27 protein-coding genes are annotated in these 24,907 nt (G+C 52.3%); 13 read left to right on the top strand and 14 right to left on the bottom strand.

The genetic code is table 11. The features are described 5' to 3' along the window. Window positions 1-807 (bottom strand): DUF3500 domain-containing protein (locus QWZ17_RS21185; protein ID WP_290307312.1); only part of this gene is annotated, 807 nt, incomplete at its 3' end. Window positions 808-1,005: 198 nt separating this feature from the next. Here QWZ17_RS21185 and QWZ17_RS21190 point away from each other — a divergent pair. Continuing rightward, window positions 1,006-1,713, top strand: a complete 708-nt coding sequence (locus QWZ17_RS21190) for an SDR family NAD(P)-dependent oxidoreductase (RefSeq protein WP_290307313.1) — start codon at window positions 1,006-1,008, stop codon at window positions 1,711-1,713. Here the strand turns inward: QWZ17_RS21190 and QWZ17_RS21195 are convergent. Further along, complete coding sequence (locus tag QWZ17_RS21195; protein ID WP_290307314.1) at window positions 1,710-2,687, bottom strand: alpha/beta fold hydrolase; 978 nt, start codon at window positions 2,685-2,687, stop codon at window positions 1,710-1,712. The genes QWZ17_RS21190 and QWZ17_RS21195 overlap by 4 nt on opposite strands. Window positions 2,688-2,780: 93 nt before the next feature. On the opposite strand from QWZ17_RS21195, the gene QWZ17_RS21200 reads away from it, so the two are divergent. Next, entirely contained in the window at window positions 2,781-3,380 is a 600-nt protein-coding gene (locus QWZ17_RS21200) for an SOS response-associated peptidase (protein ID WP_290307315.1), read from the top strand. Between the two features lie 2 nt (window positions 3,381-3,382). Here the strand turns inward: QWZ17_RS21200 and QWZ17_RS21205 are convergent, their stop codons facing one another. Genes QWZ17_RS21205 through QWZ17_RS21215 form a run of 3 tightly spaced genes read right to left on the bottom strand, consistent with a single transcriptional unit; the run spans window position 3,383 to window position 4,786 of the window. Next, window positions 3,383-3,796: a DUF1810 domain-containing protein gene (locus QWZ17_RS21205; protein ID WP_290307316.1), complete on the bottom strand. Its 414-nt coding sequence runs from the start codon at window positions 3,794-3,796 to the stop codon at window positions 3,383-3,385. Beyond that, window positions 3,793-3,996, bottom strand: a complete 204-nt coding sequence (locus QWZ17_RS21210) for a DUF2188 domain-containing protein (protein WP_290307317.1) — start codon at window positions 3,994-3,996, stop codon at window positions 3,793-3,795. The genes QWZ17_RS21205 and QWZ17_RS21210 overlap by 4 nt, the downstream gene beginning before the upstream one ends. Window positions 3,997-4,042: 46 nt before the next feature. Next, entirely contained in the window at window positions 4,043-4,786 is a 744-nt protein-coding gene (locus QWZ17_RS21215) for an SDR family oxidoreductase (protein ID WP_290307318.1), read from the bottom strand. Between the two features lie 60 nt (window positions 4,787-4,846). Here QWZ17_RS21215 and QWZ17_RS21220 point away from each other — a divergent pair, with 60 nt between their 5' ends. Further along, window positions 4,847-5,224 (top strand): winged helix-turn-helix transcriptional regulator, encoded by a 378-nt coding sequence (locus QWZ17_RS21220; protein ID WP_290307319.1) that lies wholly within the window; start codon window positions 4,847-4,849, stop codon window positions 5,222-5,224. Here the strand turns inward: QWZ17_RS21220 and QWZ17_RS21225 are convergent. After that, the gene (locus QWZ17_RS21225; RefSeq protein WP_290307320.1) at window positions 5,221-5,457 is read right to left on the bottom strand and encodes a hypothetical protein; all 237 of its coding nucleotides are present in this window, start codon (window positions 5,455-5,457) and stop codon (window positions 5,221-5,223) included. The two genes, QWZ17_RS21220 and QWZ17_RS21225, sit on opposite strands and share 4 nt — an antisense overlap. Before the next feature lie 55 nt (window positions 5,458-5,512). Next, a complete protein-coding gene (locus QWZ17_RS21230) occupies window positions 5,513-5,698 on the bottom strand; it encodes a hypothetical protein (protein WP_290307321.1) in 186 nt (61 codons plus the stop codon). Between the two features lie 77 nt (window positions 5,699-5,775). Between QWZ17_RS21230 and QWZ17_RS21235 the strand changes: the two genes are divergently transcribed. Together QWZ17_RS21235 and QWZ17_RS21240 are read left to right on the top strand one after the other, a co-directional pair. Continuing rightward, window positions 5,776-6,321: a lipocalin family protein gene (locus QWZ17_RS21235; RefSeq protein ID WP_290307322.1), complete on the top strand. Its 546-nt coding sequence runs from the start codon at window positions 5,776-5,778 to the stop codon at window positions 6,319-6,321. 43 nt (window positions 6,322-6,364) lie between these two features. Next, window positions 6,365-6,751, top strand: coding sequence for a TraR/DksA family transcriptional regulator (locus tag QWZ17_RS21240; RefSeq protein ID WP_290307324.1), 387 nt, complete (start codon window positions 6,365-6,367; stop codon window positions 6,749-6,751). Here the strand turns inward: QWZ17_RS21240 and QWZ17_RS21245 are convergent, their stop codons facing one another. Further along, window positions 6,752-7,447, bottom strand: coding sequence for a molybdopterin-dependent oxidoreductase (locus QWZ17_RS21245; RefSeq protein WP_290307325.1), 696 nt, complete (start codon window positions 7,445-7,447; stop codon window positions 6,752-6,754). It abuts the gene before it with no gap. A gap of 8 nt (window positions 7,448-7,455) precedes the next feature. After that, window positions 7,456-8,445 carry an LLM class flavin-dependent oxidoreductase gene (locus QWZ17_RS21250; protein WP_290307326.1) on the bottom strand — a complete coding sequence of 330 codons (990 nt, stop codon included), beginning with the start codon at window positions 8,443-8,445 and terminating at the stop codon, window positions 7,456-7,458. An 82-nt stretch (window positions 8,446-8,527) separates the two neighbouring features. Here QWZ17_RS21250 and QWZ17_RS21255 point away from each other — a divergent pair, with 82 nt between their 5' ends. The 3 genes from QWZ17_RS21255 to QWZ17_RS21265 all read left to right on the top strand — a co-directional run bounded on the left by QWZ17_RS21255 (window position 8,528) and on the right by QWZ17_RS21265 (window position 12,351). After that, entirely contained in the window at window positions 8,528-9,388 is an 861-nt protein-coding gene (locus tag QWZ17_RS21255; protein WP_290307327.1) for a chromate resistance protein ChrB domain-containing protein, read from the top strand. 59 nt (window positions 9,389-9,447) lie between these two features. Continuing rightward, on the top strand, window positions 9,448-9,951 hold the full coding sequence (locus QWZ17_RS21260; protein WP_290307328.1) for a hypothetical protein: 504 nt from the start codon (window positions 9,448-9,450) through the stop codon (window positions 9,949-9,951). A 249-nt stretch (window positions 9,952-10,200) separates the two neighbouring features. Continuing rightward, window positions 10,201-12,351 (top strand): ATP-binding protein, encoded by a 2,151-nt coding sequence (locus QWZ17_RS21265; RefSeq protein WP_290307329.1) that lies wholly within the window; start codon window positions 10,201-10,203, stop codon window positions 12,349-12,351. Here QWZ17_RS21265 and QWZ17_RS21270 read toward each other — a convergent pair. After that, entirely contained in the window at window positions 12,320-13,945 is a 1,626-nt protein-coding gene (locus QWZ17_RS21270; RefSeq protein ID WP_290307330.1) for a PAS domain-containing protein, read from the bottom strand. The genes QWZ17_RS21265 and QWZ17_RS21270 overlap by 32 nt on opposite strands. Before the next feature lie 233 nt (window positions 13,946-14,178). On the opposite strand from QWZ17_RS21270, the gene QWZ17_RS21275 reads away from it, so the two are divergent. From QWZ17_RS21275 to QWZ17_RS21285, 3 genes are all read left to right on the top strand, one after another. After that, a complete protein-coding gene (locus QWZ17_RS21275) occupies window positions 14,179-14,472 on the top strand; it encodes a putative quinol monooxygenase (protein ID WP_243483068.1) in 294 nt (97 codons plus the stop codon). Window positions 14,473-14,812: 340 nt separating this feature from the next. Next, entirely contained in the window at window positions 14,813-16,345 is a 1,533-nt protein-coding gene (locus tag QWZ17_RS21280) for a PAS domain S-box protein (protein WP_290307331.1), read from the top strand. A 73-nt stretch (window positions 16,346-16,418) separates the two neighbouring features. Beyond that, a complete protein-coding gene (locus QWZ17_RS21285; protein ID WP_290307332.1) occupies window positions 16,419-19,364 on the top strand; it encodes a PAS domain-containing protein in 2,946 nt (981 codons plus the stop codon). A 312-nt stretch (window positions 19,365-19,676) separates the two neighbouring features. Here the strand turns inward: QWZ17_RS21285 and QWZ17_RS21290 are convergent, their stop codons facing one another. Next, a complete protein-coding gene (locus QWZ17_RS21290; protein WP_290307333.1) occupies window positions 19,677-20,993 on the bottom strand; it encodes a sensor histidine kinase in 1,317 nt (438 codons plus the stop codon). Between the two features lie 118 nt (window positions 20,994-21,111). Between QWZ17_RS21290 and QWZ17_RS21295 the strand changes: the two genes are divergently transcribed. Continuing rightward, the gene (locus QWZ17_RS21295; protein ID WP_290307334.1) at window positions 21,112-21,684 is read left to right on the top strand and encodes an RNA polymerase sigma factor; all 573 of its coding nucleotides are present in this window, start codon (window positions 21,112-21,114) and stop codon (window positions 21,682-21,684) included. A 97-nt stretch (window positions 21,685-21,781) separates the two neighbouring features. Here the strand turns inward: QWZ17_RS21295 and QWZ17_RS21300 are convergent, their stop codons facing one another. From QWZ17_RS21300 to QWZ17_RS21310, 3 genes are all read right to left on the bottom strand, one after another. Further along, the gene (locus QWZ17_RS21300) at window positions 21,782-22,561 is read right to left on the bottom strand and encodes an AraC family transcriptional regulator (protein WP_290307335.1); all 780 of its coding nucleotides are present in this window, start codon (window positions 22,559-22,561) and stop codon (window positions 21,782-21,784) included. Continuing rightward, window positions 22,558-23,595, bottom strand: a complete 1,038-nt coding sequence (locus tag QWZ17_RS21305; protein WP_290307336.1) for an SDR family oxidoreductase — start codon at window positions 23,593-23,595, stop codon at window positions 22,558-22,560. Before QWZ17_RS21305 ends, QWZ17_RS21300 begins: the two co-directional genes overlap by 4 nt. A 124-nt stretch (window positions 23,596-23,719) precedes the next feature. After that, window positions 23,720-24,082, bottom strand: a complete 363-nt coding sequence (locus tag QWZ17_RS21310; RefSeq protein WP_290307337.1) for a response regulator — start codon at window positions 24,080-24,082, stop codon at window positions 23,720-23,722. A gap of 191 nt (window positions 24,083-24,273) precedes the next feature. Between QWZ17_RS21310 and QWZ17_RS21315 the strand changes: the two genes are divergently transcribed. Then, on the top strand, window positions 24,274-24,900 hold the full coding sequence (locus tag QWZ17_RS21315; protein WP_290307338.1) for a hypothetical protein: 627 nt from the start codon (window positions 24,274-24,276) through the stop codon (window positions 24,898-24,900). Window positions 24,901-24,907: the final 7 nt, after the last annotated feature.

The raw sequence follows: 24,907 nt of genomic DNA on the forward strand, positions 1-24,907 counted from the left end.
CCGGAATGCACTGGTCAGTTTCGCCCGGAATGGGTGGTCAGCTTGCGCCGGAATGTGGTGGTCAAGTTCAACAGAATCTCCAGCCAGTACCCGCACGGTCTTCCCGTTGGACTGATAGACCGAGGGCTGCGCGCCGGTCAGCGCCGGTGTTAGTGCGCCCTGGGCACCTGCGATCACGATATGAAGCGCCAAATGGTGCCCGCCGAATTCTACCATCCAGGGCGTCTTTTCGTTAGGTGTACCGAAAATACCCAGCGTGTAAACATCCTTGCCCGAATCGAAATTCGTGCCGCCGTCTTTCAGAGCCTGGTCGGAGCCCATGATCTCCATGACCTTTTCATAACCATTAGCGCTTAACAAGGCTTGTAAAAGCTTCATTGCCGCTTCGCGCTGCGCAGCATTCAAGCTACCCAATCGCAAACCGGGACGCGGTACGTCGCTGACCGGATAGTTCGACCAGACCGCCTGCCCGTATTGCTCGCCAATAAAACCCGGAAACTGACCGCCCCGGCCACCGCCACCACCTGGAGGGCCGCCCTGCGGGGGGCCTTGCCGGTTACCTCCACCCGGAGGAGGGCCGCCCTGGCCGCCGGCATTTCCGTTCCGGGCAAATTTGGCCGAAACTGCCGCTTTCTGCGGCGTAAAGGGGAAGGATATTTTACTGCGCTGCTCCGCGCTTAATGAATTTAAAAAGGTATTAGCCGTTTTTACAATGACCGCGGTTTGGTTAGCCGGTCTGCTTAAATTAAAAGCCAGACAGGCCGTGATCCCGCTCAGCAAAAGCGTGCCATAAGTCCATTTCTTCATGATAATTATTCTTATTTTATTCACAGGCCGTAACCCGAATTGTTTAAACCTAAGTAATCCGCAACAAATATCCGGGTTTAATAGCCAACGGTCTGCAACATGTAGACCAATGCCCCCTTTCTATCGACGAATTGGTATTGCCTATCATGGCAGGATTGTTGATTGATTAAAAAGTGCGCTAACAAAACGTAATTTTTAATGGCAAAAGTATTTATCACCGGTTCGGCCGATGGCTTAGGGCTGCTGGCGGCAAAGGAATTGATTAAACAAGGACATAAAGTCGTACTTCACGCGCGTAATGAAAAGCGTGGACAGGAAGCTTTGAAACAAATACCCGGCGCCAAGCACGTGCTGATCGCGGACTTGGCTGATCTGGATGAAATTAAAGCGCTGGGTGAAAAGGCGAATGCATTCACTTTTGACGCGGTTATTCATAATGCCGGTGTGTATCAGACCAGCGCGCAGCAATTATTAGATGTCAATACCTTGGCTCCTTATCTACTGACGGCGCTGATGCACAAACCCGAACGCCTGATCTATTTAAGTTCGGGCATGCATTTATCCGGCAAGCCGGATTGGACGGAGCTGCCGTCTTATTCAGACACTAAGCTGCATGTACTGATGCTGGCTAAAGTGCTGGCGCGGAAATGGCCGGACGTTCATGCCAATGCGGTCGATCCGGGTTGGGTACCCACCAAAATGGGCGGTGCTGGGGCGCCGGATGATCTGCAAAAGGGCTATGAAACACAGGTTTGGCTTGCCACCAGCGACGACCAGGCAACACGGGTAAGCGGTCAGTATTTTCACCATCAGCAGCAGGCACGGTACAATCGTGCGGCCGACGATGTTAAAGCGCAGGATCGCTTACTGGCCGAATGTGCGCGATTGACCGGCGTTGCACTTTAATTATTCAGGAAGGTTTCCAAGGGCCCGATGAAGCGGTCAAAGGCTTCGATGTGCGGCAGGTGTCCCACGCCGTCGATCAGGACAAGTTGCGAACCTGGTATCTGTTGTTGTGCTGCTTTAGCGATTTTGGGATAATTGCCCATCTGTGCTTTCACCGCCGGGTCTTTGACCAGGTCCTTATTGATCGCGGTTTTGTCCAGGCTGCCAATGATCAGCAGTGTCGGTACTGTGATCAGGTTCAGTTCATAAACGACCGGCTGGGTAAAGATCATGTCGGAAGTCAGCGCATTGTTCATCGCCACTATGGGATATTGCGGGTCGCCTACAGCGGCAGTTTGCAGTTTGCCCCATTCATCATATTCGGGTTTCCAGGTGCCATGGTAATAGTTTTCCTGCTGATATTTCTTGGCCGACGCGAAATCGGTTCTCATTTCTTTTCGGTAATTGGAATCGATCGATGCGTAAGGTGCCATGCGTTTCCAATCTTCCAATCCGAGCGGATCTTCCAGAATGAGTTTAGCAACTGTTTCCGGATACATTAAGGTGAAACGCATAGAGAGCATGCCGCCCATGGAATGACCGAGTAAGAAGATTTTTTTGATACCCAATTGATCAAGCAGCGCCTTGGTGTTGATGGCGAGTTGCTGGAAGGTGAACTGGTAACCTACTGGCTTCGACGATTTACCGAAACCGATCTGGTCGGGTGCGATCACACGATAGCCTTCTTTGCTTAGCGCCGCTATCGTCGTTTTCCAGTAAGCACCACCAAAGTTTTTGCCGTGGAGAAGTACGACCACCTGACCATTCGGACTTTGCGGCTTCACATCCATGTAAGCCATCTTTAATTGCTGGTGCTGGCTGTTCAAGTCCAGGTAACTGACCGCATAAGGATACGGGTAAGTACTTAACATGATATCCTGCTGGGCCAGGGCCGTCGAGGAGATCAGGAGTAAAAGGCAAAGCAAACGTTTCATAAAAGCAATAAGGAATGAACTCCAAAATCGTTTGAGTTAATAAATTCAATTAATTACTAAAATAATTAGTAATTTTGTTCGTTAGGATTTATTATGTGCGGAAGAGTTTTAGTAGGCGAACAAAAAGATATCATGATCACTGGCCGGGATGGCCGGCAATTCAAGCCCAAACCGAATAGCACCGGTAACCCGGGGAGTATGCTGACGGTGGTGACCGATGCCTTGCCGGATAAGGTGCAGCAATACCGCTGGGGTTTATTGACAGCGGATGATGAGCAGATCCACGCCAGGCATAAGCATGCGAAGATCGATAATTTGCATACGGTTTGGCGTCAGCAGTTGGGGAAGAAACATTGCGTGATCCGGATACAAGCCTTTTTTGAATACAATAAGGAGCAGAAGAAGTCTTATAAAGTCGAGCGGGCGGATGGCAAGCCTTTTTATATCGCGGGGTTATGGGATATCTGGATGGATATAGATACGAATGTATTGCTGCCGACTTGTCTGATGATCACCATGCCGCCGAACCGGGCGATGGCCGAGATCCATGACCGGATGCCGGCGATCCTGGAGCGTGGCGATGTGAAGACCTGGCTGAATGGTAACCTGACCGGGCAGCAACGCACCGCCTATTTACAAAGCCATCCTTGCTTGCCGGAAACCCTCAAGATCACGGTAGAAAAGGAATATTAAGTTTACCGCACGAGTTGCAACGTTGCCGGGTCTTTATGCCCGTCGAAGAATTTTTTGAGTACCTGATCGAAAACGGAATCATTACCCTCCACTAAGGCAAATAGGGTCATCGACGAGCGCAGCTTGAGGTCATCCGGACTGCCCATGACCTGGTTGGCATTGTTGCCGGGTAGTTGCAATAGCGCCGCAGTAATTTCCTTTAAACGGCTTCCAAGTACCGGGTGCGCCAAATAGTCAGTCGCTTCCGCCAGGTCTTTGATCGCGTAGCGCTTGGCCATATCGCTGTAACCCAGGCCATCGATCTGCGGAAAGATATACCACATCCAGTGGCTGCGCTTGCGCCCGGTTTTGATCTCGCTCAAGGCTGTCGCATAGTCCCGCAGCTGGGCTTCTAAAAAACGTTTCAGGTCGCTCATGCTTTTTTCTTTCGTCCGGCCGGCACTTCTTCCGGGTGGTGTTCAAAATGGATGCGGGCCTGCTTGAGGCCGGTGGCGATCGCTTCGCCTTCGTTGTGCGTGGTCTTTAATACCTCGTTGGCGATCTCGACCCCCTTGTCGCGCAGGTATTTGGGTTGGTTCTTATAAGATGGCGGGTATTCTCCTTTTGGCCAGGGCATGGTTCCTCCTTTTAAGGAAGAACGCATTGCCCCGGACTTTGTTTAGTTAAGCCAGCGACATCCCGCCATCCATGACCACTTCGGCTCCGGTAATGAAGCTGGCCCCATCGCCGCAAAAATAGGCCACCATCCTGGCGACGTCGTCCGCCGTACCGATCTTTTTCAGCGGGATCCTTTCGATCATCCAGTCATCCAGCCCTTTTCGCGCCGCTTCGTCCAGGCCCAGCTTGTTCAGGATCTCGGTTTTGGTAGGCCCCGGGCTGACCGCATTGACCCGGATACGGCGTGGCGCCAGTTCCAGCGCCGCGATCCTCATCACCGCGTTCAGCGCCGCTTTGCCGGAAGAGTACACCGAAGAATTGACCCCGTTCATACTGGCGGTGTTGGAGGATAGCAATACGACTGAAGCACCATCGTTGAGCAAAGGAATAAATTTGCTGAGGGTGAAATAGGCGCCCTTAAAATTAATATCAAAAACGCTGTCAAATAATTCTTCTGTAGTTTCCGCAATGGTGGCAGTACCGACGATGCCGGCGTTGATGAACAGGATATCGATCTTACCGAATTTCGCGCTGACTTGTTGCGCGAGTGCTGTTATTTGTGCGACGCTGGACTGGTCGGCAATCAGGCCGGTCACGCCTAATTCCGCAGCCGCCGTGTCTACCGCTTCCTGGCGACGGCCCGTGATGATGACGGTAGCACCCTGTGCTTTTAATTCCATGGCAGTCGCATAGCCGATGCCGCTGTTACCCCCGGTAACCAGGGCTATTTTGTTTTTTAGTGTTTCCATGCTGCAAATCTATCGTGGAATTGGTATAACTTTGTTACCAGTATCACCGAGTATACCAATATGACGAAACAGGAAAAAGCGGCGGCTATCTTATCGGACCCGCGCAACCAACGGGAAGAGGTTCAGGCTCTGCAGGACACGATCTATGTCATTTGCGGTAAGTGGAAGCTGCCTATCATCAACTCCTTATGCAACGGGAATAAGCGGTTCCGCGATATCGAACGGAGTATTCCCGGCATCACGACCCGCATGCTTTCACGCGAGCTCAAAGAAATGGAAGCAAATCAATTGCTCAAGCGCACCGTGACCGCAGATACGCCGGTGCTGGTCGAATATACCGTGACCGATTATTGCCAGAGCTTCGGCGACATTATCCTGGAAATGATCAAATGGGGTAAGCAGCACCGGGAAAAGATCCGGGGGGAACACTCCGCTTAAACCGCGATCTTTAGATCTTCCAGGTAGGGCAGCACAAAAAGCGTATGCTCAAATGCGCGGAAATGGATGATCAACTGGCTGCGGCTGTCGAAGAATATCTCCAAGTAAAAATTCTCGACGTTATATAGTTTGATAAAATAATGTTCATCCGACCGGGCAGCCAGGTAAGTTCCCGTTAAAACAGCTTCTGTTTTGTCGGTGTAGCTAAGGGTTCTGAAATCATCCGAGGTCATCGTGGTAGTGGTGTTTATAACCTGTTCATCAGAAAGTTACAAGCACCATGCCGTATTATGGGCGGGATGCTTTTCCGCAAACAGCCACCGGCTTGGATTTGATCGTTTCGGCACGGGGATCGTTATTGCATTTGCCCAGCAGCATATAAATGACCACAAAGATCACAATAGTGGACAGACAGCCGCCGCCCAGTTTTTTGGCGCCCCAGGCCGCAATGATACCACGGAAAAAATTATTCATATGCGTTCAACAAACTCGCGGGTAAATAGTTCGCAGCAGCGCGTTAAACATACCGGCGTTTCAGGCGTTAATCCGGTATGAAACTAAAAAACTGGGAGATCGGCCTCGTCGCCGGTATAGGTGCGGCGGCTGTGGCAGTATTCTTAAATTCTTGCGTAGCCATACCCAAAGGCGCTAAAGCCGTGCAACCTTTCGATCAGCAGCGGTACCTGGGTACCTGGTATGAGATCGCGCGTATGGACTTCAAGTTCGAAAAGAACCTGTCGGATGTCAGCGCGACCTACTCGCTGAACGCGGACGGCTCGATCCGGGTGGATAATAAAGGCTATAATTATGTCCAGCAAAAATGGAAAGAAAGCATCGGTAAAGCCAAACCGGTCAAAGATGCCAGCACAGGCCGCCTGAAGGTATCTTTCTTTGGACCGTTCTATGCCGGTTACAATGTGATCGCCGTGGACCCGGGATATCGTTACGCCCTGGTAGCCGGGAATAACCTGAACTATTTATGGCTATTGTCGCGTGAAAAAAGTATCCCGCCGGCAATTCAGAGCGCTTACCTTAAGCAAGCCCAGGGCTTAGGCTACGATGTCTCCAAACTGGTTTGGACGAAGCATGAACATTAAAGGCTTTTAGCAAACCATCTTCGTGGTTTGTTGTTGAAAGCACATGCAAAACGAATACAACAAGACCCGCTATAGCGATAGCGAGCTACGGGAATTTCAGCAGCTGATAGAAAATAAGATCAAAATAGCCAGGGAAGAACTGGGTGAATTGACCGCCGTCTTGAGTTCATCGAACAGCAATGGCGATGATGCGGCCATTGCCGGTAAAACGCTGGAGGACGGTTCGGCGACCTATAAAAAGGAACAGACCAACCAATTAGCGGCCCGGCAGAAAAAGTTCATCGAGCAGCTGGAAGCGGCGCTGGTCCGCATTCAAAACAAGACCTACGGTATTTGCAAGGTAACAGGAACCTTGATCCCGGCCGAGCGTTTACGCGCGGTGCCGCATACTACCATGAGCATGGCAGCCAAATTAAAACAGGCTTCCTGATCAGTCGTCGTAGCGGTCGTTCCGCCAGGGATAAGCCGTGTTGGAATAGCCGCGCTCTTCCCAGAAGCCCAGTTTGTTCTCGGTCAGGAACTGGATACGCTTGATCCATTTGGCGCCTTTCCAGGCATATAGCTGCGGGGTGATCATGCGGCAAGGGCCGCCGTGTTCTTCGGGCAGCGGCTGACCCTCGAACGTGTGCACTAAAAGCACGTCCGGCTTCAGCGCTTCTTCGAGCGCGATATTGGTGGTGTAAGTATCATAACCATGGCAGAGCAAATGGGTGGCTTCGGCTTTGGGCTGTACGAGGGCGGCCAGGTCGAGCAGGCTGACACCTTTCCAGTGCATGTTCAACTTGGACCAGGTGGTCACGCAATGGAAATCAGAGGTGTCTTTGGTTTGCGGCAGGGCTAAAAAATCCTTCCAGGTCAATACCACGGGGTGTTCCACTGCACCGTCAATGCTCAGCCGCCAGCGTTCTTGCGAGATCTTGGGATGGTAACCCAGGTCCAGCACCGGCCATTTGACCGTGGCGGTCTGCCCGATGGGAATGGCAGGCATGCCATGGCGGTTCGGTTTACCCGAGCCTTTCGGCAGGTCATCCGCCATCGAAGGCGTGGCCTGCATCTGCTGCTCGAAGCGCGCTTTGAGTTTCATCCACGCTTCCACAATGCGGTCCAATTTTTCCGGATCTTCCATGCCCTAATTTAAGCATTTAAAGCTTCTGCCAGCAAGCGGTAGGACTTTAGCCGAGCATCCTGGTCGTAGATATGCGAAGTGGCCATCAGTTCATTGATGCCGGTGCGGCTGATGAAGTCATTTAATTGCGTTTGAACCGTGTTCTTACTGCCAAAAAAGGAATAAGTCAGCATCTGCATAGCAGCTTCACGTTCGGCCGTGCTCCAGATACCATTCATGCTATCTACCGGCGGCGGTAATGGCTGCCTTCTGCCGGTAATGATCCCTTTAAATAATTGCTTTAAGGAAGTGGCCAGGTATTGCGCTTCGGTATCGGTATCGGCCGCGACTACGTTTACACAAGCCATGACGTAAGGCTCCGCTAAATACCGGGAAGGTTTGAATGTATTGCGGTATAGCTCGATAGCTTGTAAAAAATAGGCCGGCGCGAAGTGGCTGGCAAAAGCATAGGGCAGTCCCTTTGCGGCGGCGAGCTTGGCACTGTCTAAACTGGAACCCAATATCCAGATCGGGATGTCCAAGCCTTCGCCGGGAACGGCGCTGACGCCGTTCGGATGATCGCCGGCAAAATAATGCTGGAGGGATTCTACATCCTGTGGAAAGTGAAAGGCCGCATTCATGTTCTCGCCGCGTATGGCCAGCGCGGTCGCCTGGTCGCTGCCCGGCGCTCTACCAAGGCCGAGGTCGATCCGCCCGGGATAGAACGTTTCCAATGTACCGAACTGCTCGGCGATCACCAAGGGTGAATGGTTAGGCAGCATAATGCCGCCCGAGCCTACGCGTATGGTAGACGTATGCCCCGCAATATGCCCGATTACTAAACTGGTGGCCGAACTAGCTACACTCACCATGTTATGATGTTCCGCGAACCAATAGCGGGTGTAGCCCAAAGCTTCCGCCTGTTGCGCATTCGCGACGCTGTAATTGAAACTGTCCGCGATGGTATGTCCTTCGATAACGGTCGCCAGGTCAAGTACCGAATAGTTGATTGCTGCCATAGGACAAAGGTACGGGCTCCGCGATGGCCGACTGTCAGCCTTTTCCCATAATTTGGCGCTGAGTGCTTACATTTGTGGGCAAATGAAATGGATCACCCGTGAACGCCCGAAGATCGACCGAATCGCCTGCCCCTGGCTGATCAGGCGGTTCATTGATGCTGAAGCGGAGATCATTTTTGTACCCTTTGAAGAGGTTTTAACCAAAGCCGATGAGTTAGGTGCCATACCTTTTGATCTGCCTCAGGTGGAGTACACGCATTATAATGATCAATGTACCTTCGATTATTTTATTAAAAAGCACGGGCTTAAAGACGCGGCGCTCAACAGGATCGCGGCCATCGTTCGTGGCGCTGATACCGATCGTCCTGATTTTGCGCCGCAATCTGCCGGACTCGAAGCGCTCTTTTCAGGATTAGCTTATAACATTAAGGATGATCTGGAATTGCTGGAATTGGGCATGACCATTTATGATGGGCTATATAGCTGGGCTAAACACCTGCACCAATTGAAGCATACCCAGGCCGGCCCGGTTGAGCAAATGCTATTGGAAGTGTTCCATAAGTACATTAAGCAAAGCAATTCCAGGAAGGCCCCGGAATGGGCTACGGAACTCAAGGAGATGATCCAGGATCAACTCGATACCAATATGACCCTGAGCCTGCAGCAGGTATCCGAAGAGTTGGAGATCAATCCAACTTACTTATCCCGTGAGTTTTCCAAGTATTTTGACAACCTAACTTTTGGTGATTATATCCGAAAGCTAAGGATAGAAAAAGCGATCAGCTTAATGACTGATTCAGCTTACTCCTTAACCGAGATCGCTTACCTCACCGGTTTTTCCGACCAGAGCCATTTTAACAGGATCTTTAAAAAACAGACCGGTCAAAACCCCTCTGTTTATAAAAAAAGTATCCTGAAAAGTAAAGCCGGTACAAATAGATAATTCCGTACAAGTTTAGGGGCCGGGCATTCCCTAGTATTGCTGCCGTTAAAACTTTCAGTATGGTTAAACATATTTACATTACCCTTTTATTGCTGGCCATTTTCGAGGCCAGTTTTGCCCAGCAACCCGCCACGTATCCCAAAGTCAGTGGTTATTTCAGTATCCTGCACCCATTGGCCACTTTATCCGGCGGCAACCTGAGCGGCAATTTTGGAAACGTCTATGTGGTCGGCTTTCCATTTGGGATGAACCTGTTGAAAAGCGATCACTTCGGGATAAGCTTTGAAGTGGCGCCCACTATCCGAACTGAAAAAAATAGTGCTAAAGTGAGTTCGGTACTTTTCCATCCCGGCGCGATGTTCCGCTTTAAGCATGGCTTTACTTTTATCGGCCGCCTGGCTTTCGAAACCAATGGGCGCTTCGGCGTCACGCCGGTATTTAACCAAGTCATTAAAAAAGGCAAAGATGCCAGCCTTTTTGTTTCCGTGCCTTTCCCGGTAAGGCTCGGCAATGATCAACCTGCTTCAGTAAGCACTGGTTTGCAATTGGGCGTGTCGTTTTGAGGCCTTCTGCTCATCGTTCCTAAAATATTTCAGCGATCGGGTTTTCTTCAGAATTCGGCCAGAATTAAAGCCGATATTGGTACCTCCCAATATTTTTTTATTACGACTCGTAAAATATTTTCATTCCTTCCGGGAAAAATCAAAACAAATCGGTCAGATCCGATATTATACCGGCCTAAGTAATTTAATACATTTTAGTTACGTTGTTTTAATACCGAGTGCAATGCCTACTATTTAAACAAGTTTACTATGCGATTATTCACCAAAGGCCGGTCGATTGCCGGAACCATCCTGGGAAAGGCCGGCTACAACCGTAGCGGGTTCCGGGCCATGGACCGTTTCATGCTCCCGGCAACCTTTTTATGCCTGGGAACCGGTTATCTTCTTTACCACTATCATCCTGTCACTTACAGCGGAAGTGGTAACGAAGGCAGCCTTTTAGCCAGTCTGCTGACCATTGGTGTGCTGTTCTTTCTGCTGGTCCGAACTGCCCGACAGAAAAGCGCTGTTGAAAAAAAGCTCAAAACAAGCCAATCCCGGTTCGACAAAGTCTATAACGCCGGCATTGTCGGTTTGCTTTTTACCCGGCTGGACGGGGTGGTCACCCAAGCCAACGATTCTTTCCTTAACATGATCGGTTATACGGCCGATGACTTGAAAAATGAATTGGTCAGTTGGAAAATCCTGACGCCCGAAACCTATCAGGCCGTCTCGGCCCGGGCTGTTGAGCAACTCCGGACACAGGGTTTCTGCGAACCATTTGAAAAGGAATATATCCGCAAAGATGGTTCGGCTGTCCACGTTGTCGTGGCCTCCGCCTTGCTGGACGGAGATGACCTGGCGGACGCGATAACCTATATTATCGACATTTCACACAGGCACCAGGCACGCCTGCGCGAGGAAGAACTGAGTTTATACGTCCTGAAGCAAAAAGAAGAGCTGCAGCGCCTGCTGATGAACGCGCCGTCGATGATCTCTATACGCCGCGGGCCGGAACTCCGGCTGGAATTCAGTAATCAGACGGCTCAGGATTATGCGGGTACAAAAGCGCACCTGGGATTGACGCTGCGCGAGACAGCCGACAAATTTCAGGTTAACGCCGGGGCGGAGATCCTGGAAAATGTTTACCGGACCGGTGAAAGGTTTACCGCCAAAGCCTTCAAATTAAATTTTAACCGCCCGGAAAGCGACAAGCCGCAAGAAGCCTGGTTCGACCTGGTAGTGGAGCCTTTACTCAATGAACTCGGCGAGATCGACGGCGTAGCCACCTTTGGTTTCAATGTGACCGATATGGTTAAAACGAATGCTGATCTCCGGGAAAGTGAACGGCGCTTCCGTTTTCTGGCAGATTCCCTTCCGCATAAGATCTGGACCTGTGGTCCTGACGGCAAAGCGAATTATTACAATAAAGGATGGTTCGATTACCTGGGCGCCGGCACCTTCGAAGAAGTGCAGGCATCGATATGGGCCGCGATACATCCCGATGATCTCCCCTTGGCCAAAAGCCTTTGGACAAAAGCGGTCGCCACCGGCGAAGATCTGGAACTGGAGCAACGGTTCAAAAATGCGCAGGGCAACTATGAATGGCACCTGACCCGGTCGTACGCGCATAAAAACGAGGCGGGAGAGGTCGTGCTCTGGATCGGGTCAAGCACCAATATCCAGGAACAAAAAGCGGTGCAGGAAACGGCTGATCTTCTGTCGCGAAAAAAAGATGAATTCTTAGGCATCGCCAGCCACGAGTTGAAAACGCCGATCACCAGCATGAAGGCATCGCTGCAGGTGCTGAACAGCCTGCCTGACGATCAGTTCAAACCCGAAAAGGTGAAATCCTTTGTAGGCATGGCTACCCGGCAGGTCAAAAAATTGAGTTTGATCGTGGAGGAACTGCTGGACGTAACCCGTCTTGAAGCCGGCATGATGTCCCTGAATTATTCCGTTTTTTCCTTGCGTCAAGCAGTCGAGGAATGCCTGGAGGAGATTAAACCTGCGGCCAAAGACAGGATATTCACGGTCCTATCATCCGGAGAATTAATGGTTAACGGTGATAAGCTAAGGTTGGAGCAGGTGATCTTTAACTTATTGACGAATGCAGTGAAGTATTCACCGCAGGGGTCGAAGATCACTATCAGTTTGAGCCAGGACGAAAAGATCAGATGCAGCGTCAGTGATGAAGGGATCGGTTTGCCGGCGGCGCGCCAGCAACTGATCTTTGAAAAGTTTTCACGGGGGCATGACGCCTCGCAAAAATATGCCGGACTGGGCCTCGGCCTTTTTATTTCCCGGCAGATCGTCCGGCGGCACGACGGTGAGATCGGTCTGACCAGTTCCCCCGGCCAGGGTACCACGGCCTGGTTCGAACTGCCGCTTATTCACTTTCGTCAGGCGCCGGGTATTTAGCGATGATCGCCGCGGATTTTTCGGTGATCTGGTGAATGACCGCGTCGAGTTCGCCTGCAGAGACCTTAAGATAATCGATGATCTCCGCTTTTTCCTTTTCCTGTACAGCTTCCGAAAGCATTGGCAGCAGTCCCATGATCCTTACCAGGGGGGCCCGTACCAGGTGCGACTGCATCCAGGAGATCTCTCTGAACGTTTTATTTTGTTCCTCCACCGACTGCAGGTACAATTTCCGCGCCGTTACATCCCGGCCCGTAATACAGGCACCGGAAACCCGCTGTTCGTCCAGAACCGGTGTGACCGTGTAGCGTATCCAACTTACGATACCCCGTGTCCGGAACATGCGGTCGTAGTCGATCGTCTCTCCCTGATAAACTCTGGCAATAATCTCCCTGAAATAGGCTATCCGTGAAGTTTCCACATAGTCAAAAATACTACACCCTACTTCAAAAGGACGCTGTCCCTTGTTGAAACGCATAGCATCAAGCGCCTTAGGGTTGAACAATTTGATCACCGCTTTTTCATCCAGCAATACGAAGCCGTCGATCGCACTGTCAAACAAAGCCCGTAAGTTAGACTCGGAATCCCTTACCTTCCGGTTAGCCTCGAACACTTCCAGTTGATGTTCCAGTTGGATGGTAATATCGGCCGCCTGCACCAGCCGCACCTGACGGCCGTCGACGTTCAACAGGTTACTTTCAATGTTCACGTAGATCATTTCACCGTTCTTTTTTAAATGCTGTGAAACGCCGCCGTAGTATTGCCCCGACAGTTTATTGGCACGCACCAGCTCCGCTGTTTGCCGGACGCTTTCGGCCGGCCGGATATCCATAATGGTCATTGCCAGGAATTCCGGTTTGGAGTAGCCATAATGTTTAAGGGCCGCTTCGTTGACGTCCAGGAACTGAAAGGTATCCGTATCGAACAACCACATCGGCAGCGGGCTTTTGTAAAAAATCTGCTGGTAACGTTCCTGCAATTGAGTCTTATTAGTGATGGTGAGCTGAAGACCTTTAAAAATGCGGTCGATCAGTAAAATGGTCACCGCGCTGGCAAAAACCAGATTGGCGCTGAAAGCGATCCATTTGCCGGTGCTGTACTCCGATATCAGCGCAGAATCGAAGAGTTTGAATGCGATCACCGTGCTGAATATAGCCAGCAAGACGGCGTTGCTGAGCACAGAAAATACCGCGTAGCGTACCGGAAAGAACAGGGCCGCCAGCACCGTGATGAAAAATAGATAGAACACACCCGGTCCGAGATAGCCCAGCGTGTTGATCAGAAATACAGCAAGCGTATAAAAGACCGTAATGACCGTTATTTTGCGCATACGCAGGGTCAGGCCGGGAACGAATGTGACGAAAAAAATAAGGCTGAAACTAGTCAGGTCCACCGCGGCGATAACGGGCAGGCCGTCCCGCAGGGCCATATACACGCCGGGTATTAGCGCGATCAGACTGATCGGCCAGCAATAGGCCAGGAAATGACAAAATAATTGATCCTGCCAGTAACCAAGTTCCCGGTCATCTGCTTCAGCTGAGCCCAAAATATTGGCGCAGACCATGCCTTCGTACTTTTTTAAAAGTTTGTTCATATAAAGTATTTAAAGGATTGGCCGCGTTGCTGCGAGGTGTGGCTAAATAATCAAAATAGCTTGTATACGTTGCTTTATTCGTTAAAGTTTTAAAAGCTATCAGAGGCCGGGATCAATAGACAGGCGCGCACTAAGCGGGCGATAAAGTCAATGGATAGATCGTGGCACTATTAGTGTGGCATCAATAGCGGCGGTAGATTGCCGCCGATAACCTACTACTTAAAAATAATCAAATGGAAAAATTAGCATTACTGGCCCGCCTGGAGGCCAAACCCGGTAAAGAGCAGCAAGTTGCTGACTTGCTTAAAAGCGCTTTGCCCCTGGCCGAAGCCGAACCAGGCACGATCCGCTGGTACGCGCTGCAACTCGGTCCGTCCACTTTTGGCATATTTGATACCTTTGCTGATGAAGCCGGCCGCGAGGCACACTTGGGCGGCGAGATCCCCAAAGCCCTGGCAGCCCGGGCGGATGAATTACTGGCCGCGCCACCGGTGATCGAAAAAGTGGATCTGTTGGCTATTAAATAAGTCTACCAATAAAAAGGTCCCCGGCGGTAGTCCGGCGGGGACTTACTGTTAATACTTTATTTTATTGCTTTGGTTTCTATTGTCTTGCGTTCGAGGATTTTTCCGGGCAAATCCCGAAAACTGATCTTTTTCACTCATGTACAGGCAACAGGCTGTTAGGTAGCATTGTTTCAGCCGGGTGAAACTATCGATACGCAGATCTTTATAGCTCTTCGCATACAATGGTAAAGGGAATCAGCAATCTGCTGGCCCTGATCGATCAAGTTCGCTTTCTATCATGTATAAATTGGCCGGTTTACAACTTAAAGTTGTTAATTCGCGTAAAAGGAGGGTGAGGACCATGGAACGTTTGTCGGCATTGAAGAACCAATTGATCATTATTGCTGCGGCGCTGGGCTGGGCTTTCATCGCCGATCCGCTGATCAGCCGGCTGGCATTGGCGTACGCGCCGGCGCACCGGGATTTGTTCCGGAGCCTGAACTATCTTATCGTCATCCTGCTGGTGAGCTTGATCCTGTACCGGCGCATCAGCCGCCAGGCGACTGAGGTCCGCCAGACCCGGGATGATTACCGCCGCCTGTTCGACGAAGTACCGGTCCCCATGTTTATTTTCGACAGCCGGGATTTCCGTTTTTTGGCGGTCAATAGCGCGGCGACCGTACAGTACGGTTACAGCCAGGCCGAGTTCTTACAGTTGAAGATCACCGACATCCGACCGCCGGAAGAAGTGCCGGCTTTTTTAGCAGCTGTCGGCCAGGTGCCGGACCGCTATGCCGACGCGGGGCGCTGGCTGCACCGGAAAAAGAACGGGGAAACCTTTTTCGTGCGCATCTTTTCTCACCACACCGTCTTTGAAGGACTGCCGGCCAAACAGACCCTGGTGATCGATATTGACCAGAAGGTCCGCACTGAAACAGCGCTGGCCGAAAAGAGCGCCGAACTGGAAAATATGCTTGATAGTATAACGGATGGGTTTTACGCGCTGAACAGCCGCTGGGAGGTAACGTATATCAACAAAGCAGCCGAAAAAACCTTGTGCTGCACCAAGGGAGACATCCTGGGCAAAAACCTGTGGGACTTTTTCCCGAATTCCCGGGACGGAAGGTTCTATGCCGAATATGAACGGGCCATGAACGAGCGGATCAGCGTACAATTTGAGGGGTACTATGCACCGCTGGGGGTCTGGGGCTCGATGAGCGTTTATCCCACCAAAGAAGGCATCGCCGTTTATTTTGTAGATATTACCGAACAGAAAAAGATCCAGGAAAAGATCTATAATGACGGTCAGAACCTGCGCGCGATCATCAATAACACGCGCGACCTGATCTGGTCGGTCGACCTGCAGTCCCGGATCATCACCGGCAACCAGGCTTTTTGGACACGCGTCAAAGAACTCACCGGCAAAGGCGAGGAGGAGGTCAGCAACGCCGATTTTGTACAAGAGCGTGTAGCCGTTTTTTTCGAAAGCTATGAGCGTGCCTTTAAGGGCGAGGCCTTCAGCCTGGTCCGGCAACGTGAGCTGGATGGCCGGCAGGTTTTCGAAGAGCTCAGCTTTAACCCGATCCGGGACATCCATCAGTCGGTCATCGGCGTGAACTGTTTCCTGCGGGATATCACCGACGCACAACAGTACCTGCACCAGATCGAAGAGCAAAACAAACGGCTGCGGGAGATCGCCTGGATACAGTCGCACCGCGTGCGCGCGCCGGTGGCCAGTATCCTCGGACTTGCGCAGCTTTGCGACCCTAATGATTCACCCAATGCCGAGATCATCCCGATGCTGAAAAAATCGGCTGAAGACCTTGACCGTGTGATCATGGAGATCACCGCGCTAACACAGGACCTGGATAAGCCGGGTTCAGTGTCACTTTGAGTAAAAAGCGCAGCGCCCGCTGAGGGTCCTCCGCTGGTCCCAAACTTTTGCAGGAATTTGGCGTTATTGACCTATGGCCTTCATGAACGCACGACCGGATACTGCCAATTTATTGTGGGCGCTTGCCCAGGAAACAGGGGAAGCCACCGCCATCTACAGCGGTGAAGACATCCGGATCGAATTTGCCAATGCCGCGATGCTGGCTTTCTGGGGAAAAGATCCGGACATTATCGGCCTGGAACTGGAGGAAGCCGTGCCGGAACTGAAAGGGCAGCCCATCAAAGCCATGCTGCAGGAAGTATGGCGAACGGGGGTACCTAATGAAGGGACCATCCCGGCAGAAATCCTAACCGGCGGGCTTTTACACAAACGTTATTATCGTTACCATTACCGCCTGATCGCCGGACGGGACGGCGCTAACCCGCTTATCCTGCATACTGCCGCCGACGTGACCGAGCACCTGGCCGGGGAGGAAGCGATCACCAATATCAAGTTACAAAGCGATGCGCTGAGCCGCGAGCAAGCCCTGAACGAAGAATTGGCTTCGGTCAACGAAGAACTCTTTGCCAGTAATGAGCAGCTGAATCAAACCCAGGCGCAACTGGCCGGTTTTAATGCGGATCTCGAAAATAAGGTCAGGCGGCGTACGGATGAGCTGACCAAAAGTGAAACCGCCCTGCAGGCACTGAATGAGGAACTCTCCTCCATAAACGAAGAACTATCGGCGACCAACGAAGAGCTGCTGGAGAGCCAGAACCGTTTGCAGGAGATCCTGAGCGATCTGGCTTACAGTGAACATAAAGTGCGCAGCATCGTGGAGAGTGCCCCTTTCCCGATCGGCGTCTATGAGGGCCGGGAAATGCGCATCGAACTGGCCAATCATTCCATTCTTGAAGTTTGGGGCAAGGGCCATGAGGTGATCGGACGCACCTATGCCGACGTCTTACCTGAGCTGGCCGGCACCGGTATATACGAACAACTGGACGAGGTATTTACCAGCGGGACCGCTTTTCATGCGCGCAACCAGCGGGTCGACCTGATGATCGACGGCCATTTAAAGATCTTTTATTTCAATTACAGTTTTACGCCGCTTTTTGCACAAGATGGCCAGGTTTACGGGGTGATGAATACGGCGGCCGACGTAACCGATGTGGTCACTGCCAAACAACAGGTCGAGCGGAGCGAACGCGATCTGCAGAATATGATCCTTCAGGCACCGGTCGCCATGTGCATCATGCTCGGCCCTAACCAGGTAATCAGCGTCGCTAATGCCAGAATGATCGACCTTTGGGGGAAACCTGCCGCCTCAGTGCTCCACCGGCCGGTCTTCGAGGCTTTACCCGAGGTCCGCGGTCAGGGTTTGGAACAGATCCTGACCGATGTCTATGAGAAGGGCGAAGCCTACCATGCGAGTGAAATGCCGGTCACTTTGATCCGAAACGGCCGGGAAGACATCGTTTACCAGAATTTTGTTTATGAACCTTACCGCCGGGCCGACGGCACAGTGCAGGGCGTGATCGCCATCACCATCGACGTAACAGCGCAGGTCATCGCCCGTCAGCATACGGAAGCCAGTGAAAAACGTTTCCGGTTTTTGCTCAACGCCATGCCACAGCAAGTGTGGACGGCGCAACCCAGCGGTGCGCTCGATTATGTTAATGCAGTAGTAGCCGCCGATTTCGGCATGGCGGCCGAACTCATCGTTGGCCAGGGCTGGCAGGCCTTTCTTCATCCGGATGACCTGGCCGGGGTTTTAGCCAAATGGGAACGTTCGCTGCGGACCAGGAAAGAGTACCTGACCGAGTTCCGCGTGAAATTTGCCGATGGCAACTATTATTGGCATTTAAGCCGGGCCCTGCCGCTGATCGAAGATGATGAGGTACAACTATGGGTGGGCACCAATACCAATATCCAGCAGCAAAAGACGAACGAAAATAAAAAAGATGAATTTATCAGTATCGCCAGCCATGAACTGAAAACCCCGCTGACCACGATCAAAGCTTTTTTCCAGCTCAGCAAACGAGAGGCCGGGGCCAAACCCAATCCTTTTGTAGGAAAAGCCGAACGGCAACTCGAGCGCCTCGGCCGTTTGATCGAAGACCTGCTGGATGTTTCCAAGATCAATGCCGGTAAAATGGTCTATAATAAAGAGGACTTTGATTTCGGGCAATTGCTGACCGATACGGTCGAGAGCATACGTCAGACCACCAGCACCCATCGCCTGGAGATCAACACCCAATGCGAGATCCGTTACCGCGGCGACCAGCACCGGCTGGAACAGGTACTGGTCAACCTGCTGAATAATGCGATCAAATATTCACCGGGTGCCGACCGGGTCGTTTTAAGCTGCGCCCTGGAAAATCAGAACATCATCGTCTCTGTTCAGGATTTCGGGATCGGCATTCCGGAAGAACATCTCAAGGGATTGTTCGACCGTTTTTACCGCGTCGACAATTCTTCGGCCCGCTTCCAGGGCCTGGGGCTGGGCCTCTTCATTTCAAACGAGATCGTGAAGCGCCACGGCGGCAGTTTCTGGATCGAAAGCCAGCCCGGGGAAGGTTCCACCTTTTACTTTCTGCTGCCCTTGAGCGGACAACAAGAGTTTCACGACCTGGCAGGCGACGGCCACAGCTTTTATGAAGGTGATTATATCCGTATCCGCCACCAGGCGCCTCAACATTATCTTGATGTCAGCTGGCTGGGTTACCAGAACTACGATTCGGTGGTCAAAGGCTGCGGTATCATGCTGGACCTGCTGCAAAAGAACGACTGTCATTGGGTACTGAATGACAATACTGAAGTCAAGGGCAACTGGTCCGAAGCTTCGGACTGGGGAGCTGAGATCTGGTTCCCGGCCATGGCTGAGGCCGGCCTTAAAAAGTTTGCCTGGATCTATTCGCCCAGCACTTTCAGCCGGATCGCCGCCAACAAAAGCCTGCCCTCGGCATATGACGCGGTGCAGGTCGCGTTCTTTGACGATAAGCAAACGGCACTGGACTGGCTGATCAGACCGGCCTGAGCATGGCAGTTTGCCATAGGTTTCGTTAGTGATCCGCACTAAGGTTGCTGCTAAACCCCTCCCTCCCTCTGCATGTTCATGACATTAAATTTTGTAAGGGAGGCCGTGTGGCATGAATAGCGGCGGTAGATTGCCCCATCTTGATAGCCCGGAAGCCGTCTTTTTACGGTACATTTGCAGCTATTATAACGGGCCGGTATCCTTACCGGCCTCATTGTGATAAGGTTTAGGTTGAAGTCCCCGGGCGGCGAGCGCATCGGGGACTTTATTTTTAGTTCGCCCCATACCTTAATAAGGGCCTTATATCGGGGCTTATCTTTTAGAGTACGGGGTTTCCGACTCGCGGCAGCAGGGCAGGCTGACGGAAAAAGTTGTCCCTTTGCCCGCTTCCGTAGTGAAAGCGATCGTGCCTTCCTGCCGCTCCATGAATTCACGGCAGAGATAGAGGCCGAGGCCGGCCCCCTTCTCCGCGTGGGTGCCCTGCGCCGAATGGGTGTCTAAGCTAAAGAGCCGGGCCTGCTGGGCGGGCGGTATCCCATCACCATTGTCCCTGACCATGATCACGCAGTAATACACAGAGGATTCAGCCGTGATACGGACGTCCCCGCCGGGATGGCTGTATTTGATCGCGTTGGTGAGCAGGTTGCGGAGTACCAGCTGCAGCATATCGGGATCACCCATGACGCAAGTCGCGGGGGATACGGCCGAGGTCAGGTTAATGGCCTTTTCTTCGGCCAGGGGTTCCAGCAGCCGGATGACTGGGAGCAGCAGGCCGGCTAAATTGACCGGCACCCGGCGGGCGCGCAGCCCGTCCATCTGGCCACGTGTCCAGTTCAGTACATTATTGAGTAATTCAGAGGCATTCCGTGTCCGGTGCATCAGTTCTGCCTCCAGCCGGCGGCGCTGTGCCGCATCCATATCCTTGTCCCCCAAGAGTTCGAGAAAGCCCTGGATGGAGGTCAGGGGTTCCTTGAGGTCATGGGCGATGATCGACAAGAGTTTATTTTTGACCTCATTGGCTTCAGCCAGTTCGGCCGCGCGCCCGCGGGCCAGGCCGCGTTCGGCATGATAGGCTTTCCGGATATAGGTCACGATAAAGATGATCAGGCTGCCGATGATGATATAGGTATAGAGAAAGTCCAGGTAACGGCTGCCCCGGCTTTCATAATTTTCTTTGAGCCAGTCCCGGTGAAAGTAATCCCAGCCGAAAACGGCGAGCATCGCGGCCAGGTTCAGCGGGAGCCAGACCGGATACTGGCGCCGCGGGGCCACGGAAATGGTCACCAGCAGGCATAGCAGGAATATCGCGTAGGTTGGACCGTTGATCCCGGAATTATAGTAATAGTTGACCGGCAGTATGAGATCGCAGGCCAGAAGAAAAACAGCCATCGCCGCACTGACCCGGTTCAGGAAGCGGGAAGTATAATAAACGGTCGCGGCAGCCATCAATACCCCCAGCATCAGCCAGGCTACTTCCGGCAGCCCGATCAGGAAATTAAAGGCCACATTCAGCCCGATCCCGCACAGGACCATCAGGCAGACCGCGTGAAAGACCCGGGCTTCCAGGGGGACGTTCTCCGCCGTACCCACCAGGTACCCGGCTAAGGAACGTAGACGTTGAGGTAACATTTTTCTAAGATAGACAAATCCATTGTAGCGGCCGTAATTATCCGTCCGGTAATTAAAGGACTTCTTGTACTGATACAAATCCGGCAGCTAAAAAGTTTCGTAAATCCCATATCTGCCTATGAAAACAAAAAAACTCAAACTATCTGAAGAAATGCTGATCCGCGCGCTGCGGGAAAGGCATCCGGCCGGGCCGAAAGCATTGTATGATATGTACAGCGGCTCACTGTTCGGCGTGATCTGCCGTATCCTGAACGACCAGGCGCTCAGCGAAGATATCTTACAGGAAACGTTTTTAAAAATATGGCGATCCATCGACCACTATGAGCCGGAAAAAGGGCGTCTGTTCACCTGGATGGTGAATATCGCCCGTCACCAGGCGATCGACCGCGTCCGCTCGAAAAACTACCGCAACGGCCAGCAGACCCAGGGCCTGGAGGGATGTGAAGACCTTGCCCTTCCGGCAGAAGGGATCTATGACCGGGCCGACCGGTATTTCATCCGGTTGGGTGTCGAAAAACTCCGGTCGCAAGAATCGGAAGTGATCAACCTCATCTATTACCAGGGGTATACACACGCCGAAGCTGCAGCAGCACTGGGCTTGCCCCTGGGAACCGTTAAAACCAGGTTGATGATGGGGCTTAAACGACTGCGCTCCTTTTACACGGCGGGGCTGTTAAATGTAGCATCGTAACCGCCGGCTATCATTGTCCCGCTCACATTCCGGCTGCAGCGCCGGGCGATCAGGTAAGCGGTAAGCGCTTACCAAATAGGCGAAGCTCGGATCGCCCTCAGACGTTCAATATCTCTGCCGGCGGGCAGCCGAACTTTTTTTTGAAAGCCACCGAAAAATGGGACAGGCTTTCAAAGCCCAGTTCCAGGTAAATTGCCGAGGGCTTGGCGCCTTCCTGAACCATCAGGCGGTACGCTTCCTCCAGCCGTTTACTGATCAGCCAGTGCCCGGGCGTCTCCGTGAATACCGACCGGAAGTCCCGCTTGAAAGCGGATAAGCTCCTGCCGGTGAGGAAGGCAAAGCGGCTGATACTGACGTTGAATCGGTAGTTCCGGTTCATGAACGCTTCGAGGCCGATCTTGCCGGGCAGGCCGAAATCAAAGAACAGTCCAGCCAGTTCCGGCTGCTCTTTGAGCAGGATGATCAGCAACTCTTCGTATTTCAGGTCCTCGAAGGCTTCGTCCAGTTCCATGACGCCTTTGCGGTATGGTTCCAGGGAGCGGATAAAAGCTTCGAGCAGGACAGTTGGGCCAAGTTTGATCATTGCCGCTTTGGATGCAGGCTCGGGCACAGCTACACGATGCTTACTCTGGAACTGGCGCAAAAAAGGTTCATCGAAACAAAACAGCACCGGCTGAAAGCGCTCCCCGGTGTCGGTCACCATGAATCTGGCCAGGTGATTTTTCCGGGCGAGGCCGCATTCCCCCGCTTTCAGGGTGTGGCTCTGGCTGCCGTCAAAAAAACGGATCTCCCCGCTGATCACGTAGCAGAAAACGTGATCGGGGATGAACTGTTCTTTGAGCAGGCTGGTTGCTGTGTTTTCTGTGATCGCGCTCATGAGATCATCCGGTACCTGGCCATACTTGCCACCCCTGTCAATATCGCCTCTTCCTGTGAGGCAATGGGCTTCCAGCCCAATGCCTGCCTGGCTTTCGCATTGCTGATGTTCCGGTTCATATTCAAAAATACAACACCTTCCCGGGCTTTCCTATTAAACAACGCGGCGAACCTGACCAGCAGGTCTGGTAGCCGGCGCATCGATACCTTGCCGGATACCTCAGGCAGGCGGGTTTTCAACAAGGCGGCGATCCCGGGCAGGGTGATCTGCCCGTCAGCAGCGGCGATGAACCTTTGCCCATTCGCTTCCGGTGTAATCATAGCGCGGATATGCAATTCGGCCACATCCCGGATGTCGACCACATTCAGCGGAATATTGGGCACCAGTTTCATCGAACCATTCAACAAATTGGTGAGCAGGTGAAAACTGCCGGAAACGTGGGCGTCCAGTGCCGGCCCGTAAATAGCCACCGCATTAATAACGGCCAGCTCCAGGCTGTCGCCTTCCGTGCGGATAAAGTACCAGGCGGCTTTTTCTGCGAGGGTCTTTGACTTTTCATAAACCGACAGGCCTTTTAAGTGCACATCGGTCCAGTCCTCCTCCGTGGTCTGCCGGGTCTTATCCGTCTGGCTGAAACCGACGGCGCCAAAGTTCGAGGTCATCACCACGCGTTTGACGCCGGCCTGCTGCGCAAATTTCAATACCCGGCGGATACCTTCGACTGCCGGGCGGATCGCTTCGTTTTCATCTTCCGGAATGTCAAAGAAGACCGGCGAAGCCACACTTAATACATAGGTGCTACCCTGCATGGCCGCATCCCAGTTCCGGTCATCGGTCAGTTCCGCTTCGATAAAGGACAATTGTTCCAGGTCAAGGATACCATGTTCGCTGAGTGCGGCTATGATCTTATCCTTGCTGCTCAACTGCCGGACGGTGGTGCGGACGGTATAACCCTGCTGCAATAAAGTGAAGATAAGGCGCAGGCCCACAAAACCTGTCCCGCCGGTAACCAATACGGTTGCTGATTTTTTCATGATCGTGTTAAATAATTACACAAAGTTCGGCAGGAATTCAATCCCGCAGGTTTATCAGGAGGTCCAGATTTACTTTAGTGAGCGGTCCGGCAGACCCGCCCAAGATAACCATAAGATAGCGTTGTCAAGCCGGTTTTGGGATATGTGCACGCAGGATACGGTACAATTGGTCGAGGTCGAAGGGCTTTTCCACGTAGCCGTCAAAGCCATCCCGGTGGTAGCACTCATTAATGTTACTGTTACAGCTAAGGGCCAGTACGGGCAGGTGCGGATAGTGTTTTTTGATCGCCAGGCAAAATGCTTTACAAACCTCGCCGCTGAGCCGGTAATCCAGCATGACCACATGTGGCCGGGCCTTGTCAATGATCTCGATAAAGTCCGGCTCGCAATCCTGCACCGCGTAGACCTGGTAGCCTTCCAGTTCCAGTGCAGCATACAAGACCTCTAAAATATCCGGGTCGGTTTCCTGAAAAATGATCGTTTCCATCGCTTTTTGGTTGAATGAAATCCAAAAAGGGAAAGAAACTTTTACAGTTTATCGCGGTTCCCGGGTTCCAAGGTGAATGCAGGTTACGCATACAACCTGCGGGGGTAGACAATGTTTCATTTAATTTTTTTTATCGGGAAAAGGACTAGGTCCGGCGGCAAACAAGCCGGGTCATTTGACGTTGCATCTGTATGAAAACAGCGCCAGAACTATTGCCCGAACAACACACGGGGCGGCAAACCGATTTTACACACCAACAAAAATACGATACGCTGGCAACAGCGCATAAGACCTTCCAGGCAGCGGCCGGAAGGATGCTGTCGGTGAACAACTGGCACGTGTATGCCGGGGCAGGTTCGGCCAAATTTACGTTAAGCAATAACGCGGGCGAAGAACTGGACGTGATGGCCGAAGAAGGCTTCTTTATCAGTATCGACCTGCCGGGGCCAGGGCCGGATGCCGGCAGCGGCCTCGAATGGGTGCAGGTGGAAAAGCTGGCATCTGAAGGCGGCGCGCATACGGCTGCGGAATATGTGCTAATGACCGTCCGTCCTTCAGCGGACCCGCGTAGGGTAACTGCGGAAACCGCGCATTTTTATACCGACGTGTCGACCAGCACCTTTATCGTGCGACGGGACGGCCTGGTGGTCAGCGCCGGTGCCCACGGGCGGAACGAAACACCTAATAACGAAAATGTCGATCTGCATGATCAGATACGCAATACCGCGATCGCCCTGATGGCCAGGGTCGGTCTGTCAGGCGGTCAATGGCAAAAACTGGTCAACGGTCTGCTTGAGTACCAGGAAGCCAAAACGTAAAGCTAAC

The organism is Mucilaginibacter flavus (assembly GCF_030409315.1).
In the GTDB taxonomy this organism is placed as follows: domain Bacteria; phylum Bacteroidota; class Bacteroidia; order Sphingobacteriales; family Sphingobacteriaceae; genus Mucilaginibacter; species Mucilaginibacter flavus.

Excerpts from the sequence above, each read along its gene's own strand:
- QWZ17_RS21190 (WP_290307313.1), top strand. The coding sequence starts at position 1,006 with ATGGCAAAAGTATTTATCACCGGTTCGGCCGATGGCTTAGGGCTGCTG.
- QWZ17_RS21195 (WP_290307314.1), bottom strand. The coding sequence starts at position 2,687 with ATGAAACGTTTGCTTTGCCTTTTACTCCTGATCTCCTCGACGGCCCTG.
- QWZ17_RS21200 (WP_290307315.1), top strand. The coding sequence starts at position 2,781 with ATGTGCGGAAGAGTTTTAGTAGGCGAACAAAAAGATATCATGATCACT.
- QWZ17_RS21205 (WP_290307316.1), bottom strand. The coding sequence starts at position 3,796 with ATGAGCGACCTGAAACGTTTTTTAGAAGCCCAGCTGCGGGACTATGCG.
- QWZ17_RS21210 (WP_290307317.1), bottom strand. The coding sequence starts at position 3,996 with ATGCCCTGGCCAAAAGGAGAATACCCGCCATCTTATAAGAACCAACCC.
- QWZ17_RS21215 (WP_290307318.1), bottom strand. The coding sequence starts at position 4,786 with ATGGAAACACTAAAAAACAAAATAGCCCTGGTTACCGGGGGTAACAGC.
- QWZ17_RS21220 (WP_290307319.1), top strand. The coding sequence starts at position 4,847 with ATGACGAAACAGGAAAAAGCGGCGGCTATCTTATCGGACCCGCGCAAC.
- QWZ17_RS21225 (WP_290307320.1), bottom strand. The coding sequence starts at position 5,457 with ATGACCTCGGATGATTTCAGAACCCTTAGCTACACCGACAAAACAGAA.
- QWZ17_RS21230 (WP_290307321.1), bottom strand. The coding sequence starts at position 5,698 with ATGAATAATTTTTTCCGTGGTATCATTGCGGCCTGGGGCGCCAAAAAA.
- QWZ17_RS21235 (WP_290307322.1), top strand. The coding sequence starts at position 5,776 with ATGAAACTAAAAAACTGGGAGATCGGCCTCGTCGCCGGTATAGGTGCG.
- QWZ17_RS21240 (WP_290307324.1), top strand. The coding sequence starts at position 6,365 with ATGCAAAACGAATACAACAAGACCCGCTATAGCGATAGCGAGCTACGG.
- QWZ17_RS21245 (WP_290307325.1), bottom strand. The coding sequence starts at position 7,447 with ATGGAAGATCCGGAAAAATTGGACCGCATTGTGGAAGCGTGGATGAAA.
- QWZ17_RS21250 (WP_290307326.1), bottom strand. The coding sequence starts at position 8,445 with ATGGCAGCAATCAACTATTCGGTACTTGACCTGGCGACCGTTATCGAA.
- QWZ17_RS21255 (WP_290307327.1), top strand. The coding sequence starts at position 8,528 with ATGAAATGGATCACCCGTGAACGCCCGAAGATCGACCGAATCGCCTGC.
- QWZ17_RS21260 (WP_290307328.1), top strand. The coding sequence starts at position 9,448 with ATGGTTAAACATATTTACATTACCCTTTTATTGCTGGCCATTTTCGAG.
- QWZ17_RS21265 (WP_290307329.1), top strand. The coding sequence starts at position 10,201 with ATGCGATTATTCACCAAAGGCCGGTCGATTGCCGGAACCATCCTGGGA.
- QWZ17_RS21270 (WP_290307330.1), bottom strand. The coding sequence starts at position 13,945 with ATGAACAAACTTTTAAAAAAGTACGAAGGCATGGTCTGCGCCAATATT.
- QWZ17_RS21275 (WP_243483068.1), top strand. The coding sequence starts at position 14,179 with ATGGAAAAATTAGCATTACTGGCCCGCCTGGAGGCCAAACCCGGTAAA.
- QWZ17_RS21280 (WP_290307331.1), top strand. The coding sequence starts at position 14,813 with ATGGAACGTTTGTCGGCATTGAAGAACCAATTGATCATTATTGCTGCG.
- QWZ17_RS21285 (WP_290307332.1), top strand. The coding sequence starts at position 16,419 with ATGGCCTTCATGAACGCACGACCGGATACTGCCAATTTATTGTGGGCG.
- QWZ17_RS21290 (WP_290307333.1), bottom strand. The coding sequence starts at position 20,993 with ATGTTACCTCAACGTCTACGTTCCTTAGCCGGGTACCTGGTGGGTACG.
- QWZ17_RS21295 (WP_290307334.1), top strand. The coding sequence starts at position 21,112 with ATGAAAACAAAAAAACTCAAACTATCTGAAGAAATGCTGATCCGCGCG.
- QWZ17_RS21300 (WP_290307335.1), bottom strand. The coding sequence starts at position 22,561 with ATGAGCGCGATCACAGAAAACACAGCAACCAGCCTGCTCAAAGAACAG.
- QWZ17_RS21305 (WP_290307336.1), bottom strand. The coding sequence starts at position 23,595 with ATGAAAAAATCAGCAACCGTATTGGTTACCGGCGGGACAGGTTTTGTG.
- QWZ17_RS21310 (WP_290307337.1), bottom strand. The coding sequence starts at position 24,082 with ATGGAAACGATCATTTTTCAGGAAACCGACCCGGATATTTTAGAGGTC.
- QWZ17_RS21315 (WP_290307338.1), top strand. The coding sequence starts at position 24,274 with ATGAAAACAGCGCCAGAACTATTGCCCGAACAACACACGGGGCGGCAA.